The organism is Bartonella sp. CL266QHHD (assembly GCF_042195355.1).
Taxonomy (GTDB): Bacteria; Pseudomonadota; Alphaproteobacteria; order Rhizobiales; family Rhizobiaceae; genus Bartonella.
This window is the reverse complement of sequence record NZ_JBHIOD010000011.1, coordinates 1-3820: the sequence shown is the minus strand read 5'-3', so window position 1 is coordinate 3820 and position 3820 is coordinate 1. Positions and strand designations below refer to the sequence as shown.

Annotated in this window: 2 pseudogenes; both read left to right on the top strand. The window is 41.5% G+C overall.

The features are described from left to right. Positions 1 to 3267, top strand: a pseudogene (locus ACFIK7_RS00570) (hypothetical protein); the annotation flags it as partial. A gap of 38 nt (positions 3268 to 3305) precedes the next feature. Continuing rightward, positions 3306 to 3820, top strand: a pseudogene (locus ACFIK7_RS00565) (adhesin); the annotation flags it as partial.

Sequence of the window (3820 nt, the reverse complement as noted above, 5' to 3'; positions counted from 1 at the left end):
AGTGATAGCCTTGCCAAGCAGGATGAAAAGACAAAAGTTATCACTATTGGTAAAGAAGTAGAAGGTACAGAACTCAATATTTCAAATAAAGACAAAGTAGATCGGACACTTTCTGGTGTTAAGGCAGCAGAGAATGACAATGAAGCAGTCAATAAAGCGCAGCTTGATGCAAGTCTGAAGGATCTTTCCAGCAGCCTTCAGTCTGATGATTCAGCAGTGGTTCTCTACGATAAACAGGCAGATGGTAAAACTGATTATAGCAGTGTGACTTTAGGTAAAGGTAAGGATGCAGGACCAGTTGCACTTCATAATGTTGCCGAAGGTAATATTGCTAAGGATTCAAGGGACGCAATTACAGGTGGTCAGCTTTATTCCTTAGGGGACAATGTTGCAACTTATTTAGGTGGTGGCGCTGAATATAAGGAAGGTCAATGGAGTGCTCCAAGCTTTAAAGTTAAAACTGTCAAAGGTGATGGTAGTGATGTTGAAGATAAGGAATATAAAACTGTAGCGGAGGCATTGGCTGGAGTTGGTGCTTCCATCACCAATGTTCGCAAAGAGATTAACAATGAAATTACTAATGTTGTCAGTGATAGCCTTGCCAAGCAGGATGAAAAGACAAAAGTTATCAATATTGGTACAGAAGTAGAAGGCAGTGAAATCAATATCGCAAATAAAGACAAAGGGGATAGAATACTTTCCGGTGTGAAGGAAGCAACGAAGAATAATGAAGCAGTCAACAAAGAGCAACTTGATAAAAGTTTAGAGAAGCTTTCTAACAATCTTCAGTCTGATGAATCGGCTGTTGTTCACTATGATAAAAAAGATGGTGATAATGGCATCACTAATTATGCGAGTGTGACTTTGGGTAAAGGTAAGGGTTCTGCATCTGTTGGTTTGCATAATGTTGCCGAAGGTCAGATTAGTGAGAATTCGCATGATGCGGTTAATGGCGGTCAGATTTCTAAGGTTTCTCAGGATATTGCGGAATACTTAGGTGGAGGTACAAGCTTTAAAGATGGTACTTTCACGGGTCCAACCTATAAATTATCCAGTGTTGATGCAAAAGGCGAGGAAGTAGAAAAATCCTATAGTGATGTTGGTTTAGCCATTGAAAGCATTGATACGAATTTCAAGAATGTAAATAGCAACCTAACGAATAAGTTTAATGAACTTACTGAAAACATCACGAATATTACTCAGGAAGTTCAAGGCGATGCGCTGTTGTGGGATAAGGACGCAGAGGCGTTTGTAGCGACGCATGGAGAGAAGGAAAGCAAGAGTAAGATTACATCACTTGCAGCTGGCTCTATAGTATCAGGCTCGAGTGATGCGATTACGGGTGGACAGATTTATGATCTGCAAAAACAGTTTGCTGGCTATTTTGGTGGAGGTGCTGGTTATAATGAGAAAGGCGAATGGCAAGATCCGGATTTCCAAATTCAGACTTTCAGCAATGATGGTACGAAAGGTGATAAGAAGAGCAGTAATAATGTTGCAGGTGCGTTTAATGACATTAATGACAGCATGAGCACTATCAACGCTCGTATTAAGGAAGTTTCAGAAGGAGTTGCACAAGATTCTTTATCATGGAGCAAGGCTGATGGTGCTTTTGTCGCCTTGCATGGAGAAAAAGATGGTGCAAAGACAAACAGCAAGATTAAGTTCCTTGCGGCAGGAGATATTACGAAAGAATCGACAGATGCAGTAAATGGCTCCCAACTTTATTCCTTAGGAAAAGATCTTGCATCGTACTTAAACGGTGATGCTAAGTATGAGAAAGATCAATGGTTGTTGCCTAGATTTAAAGTTACACACCTTAAAGAAGATGGCACATCAGAAGAAGCTGAGTACGATAGTGTTTCAGAAGCTCTTTCAAGTGTTGGTAATTCTTTCACGAATGTGGTTAAAGACTTTAATGACAAAGTCACGAATATTACTCAGGAAGTTCAAGGCGATGCGCTGTTGTGGAATAAGGACGCAGAGGCGTTTGTAGCGACGCATGGAGGAAAAGACGGTGAGAAGACCAACAGCAAGATAACATCGCTTGCAAATGGTGACATTACTGCTAGCTCAAGCGATGCTGTAGCAGGAAATCAGCTATATGCTCTAGGTAACAGTGTTGCGCAGTCTTTAGGTGGTGATGCTAGTTATGCAGGTGGCGCTTGGACAGCTCCAAGTTTCAAAGTTAAGACCGTTAATGAGGATGGTACTAAAGTTGAAGAGAAGAAGTATGATAATGTATCGGAAGCATTTGCTGGTGTAGGAACATCTTTTGAGAATCTTCAAAAAGAGTTCACCCAAAACAACACGGAGGTTACTGAAAATATTAAGCAGAATGCGTTGTTGTGGAGTGATGAAGATAATGCGTTTGTAGCGACACATGGAGAGGGTGCTGGGAAAGGCAACAGTAAAATTAAGTTTCTTTCCAATGGAGAGGTTTCTGCAAGCTCAAGTGATGCGATCAATGGTTCTCAGCTTTTTGATACGAATAAGACTGTTGCATCTTATTTAGGTGGTGGCGCTGAATATAAGGAAGGTCAATGGAGTGCTCCAAGCTTCAAGGTTAAGATCGTCAAAGAAGATGGCAGTGCTGTTGAAGAGCAGAGCTATGATGATGTTGCCAAAGCATTTGCAGGTGTAGGGAATTCATTCACAAATATTCACAAAGAGCTTAAGAATGAGATTAACCAAGTTGTAGGAGATAGTCTTGTTAAGCAAGATGAAAAGACACATGTTATTAGTGTAGGGGGTGAAAAGAGTGGTACAGAAGTTAAGCTTTCGAATATTGATGGTGCTGCACGGACCCTTTCCGGTGTGAAATCAGGAACGCTTTCGGAAGCATCGAGTGATGCAGTGAATGGTTCACAGCTTTTTGCGACCAATCAAAATGTAAGCAGTGTGTCAAACAATCTTGAAACAACAGCTACGAATATAGCTAAATCTTTAGGTGGTGGCGCTGAATATAAGGAAGGTCAATGGAGAGCTCCAAGTTTCAAAGTTAAGACCGTTAATGAGGATGGTAGTGCTGTTGAAGAGCAGAGCTATGATGATGTTGCTAAAGCGTTTGCAGGTGTAGGGAATTCATTCACGAATATTCATAAAGAGCTTCAGAATGAGATTAATAGAGTTGTAGGAGATAGTCTTGTTAAGCAGGATGATGCTACGAAGGTAATCAAGATAGGTGGTGAAAAAGAGGGTAGTGCAATCACAATTGCAAACATGAATGGTGATGCACGTAGTCTCTCTGGCGTGAAAGCTNGATAGGTGGTGAAAAAGAGGGTAGTGCAATCACAATTGCAAACATGAATGGTGATGCACGTAGTCTCTCTGGCGTGAAAGCTGGCACACTTTCTGAAGGCTCGACAGAAGCAGTGAATGGTTCTCAGCTTTATTCCTTGAATCAGACGCTAGCGACTTATTTTGGTGGTGGCGCTCACTATGAAGATGGTCAATGGGTAGCACCTACTTTCAAAGTTACGACATTTAATGATGATGGTAGTCCAGAAGAGCGTAGCTATCCCAATATTGCTGAAGCGTTTGCCGGTGTAAGCAATTCATTTACAAAGCTTCATAATGAGATTTCAGACAATATTGAGCAGAATGCGTTGTTGTGGAGTGATGAAGATAGTGCGTTTGTAGCGCTTCATGGGAAGGGAGATAAAAGAAGTAAGAGCAAACTGAAGTCAGTTTTAGATGGCGATATTTCTGAAGGTTCGACAGAGGCGATTACGGGCAATCAGCTTTATTCCTTGCATCAGACGCTAGCGATGTATTTAGGAGGAGGAGCTAGCTATGAAGGTGGCGAATGGAGGGCTCC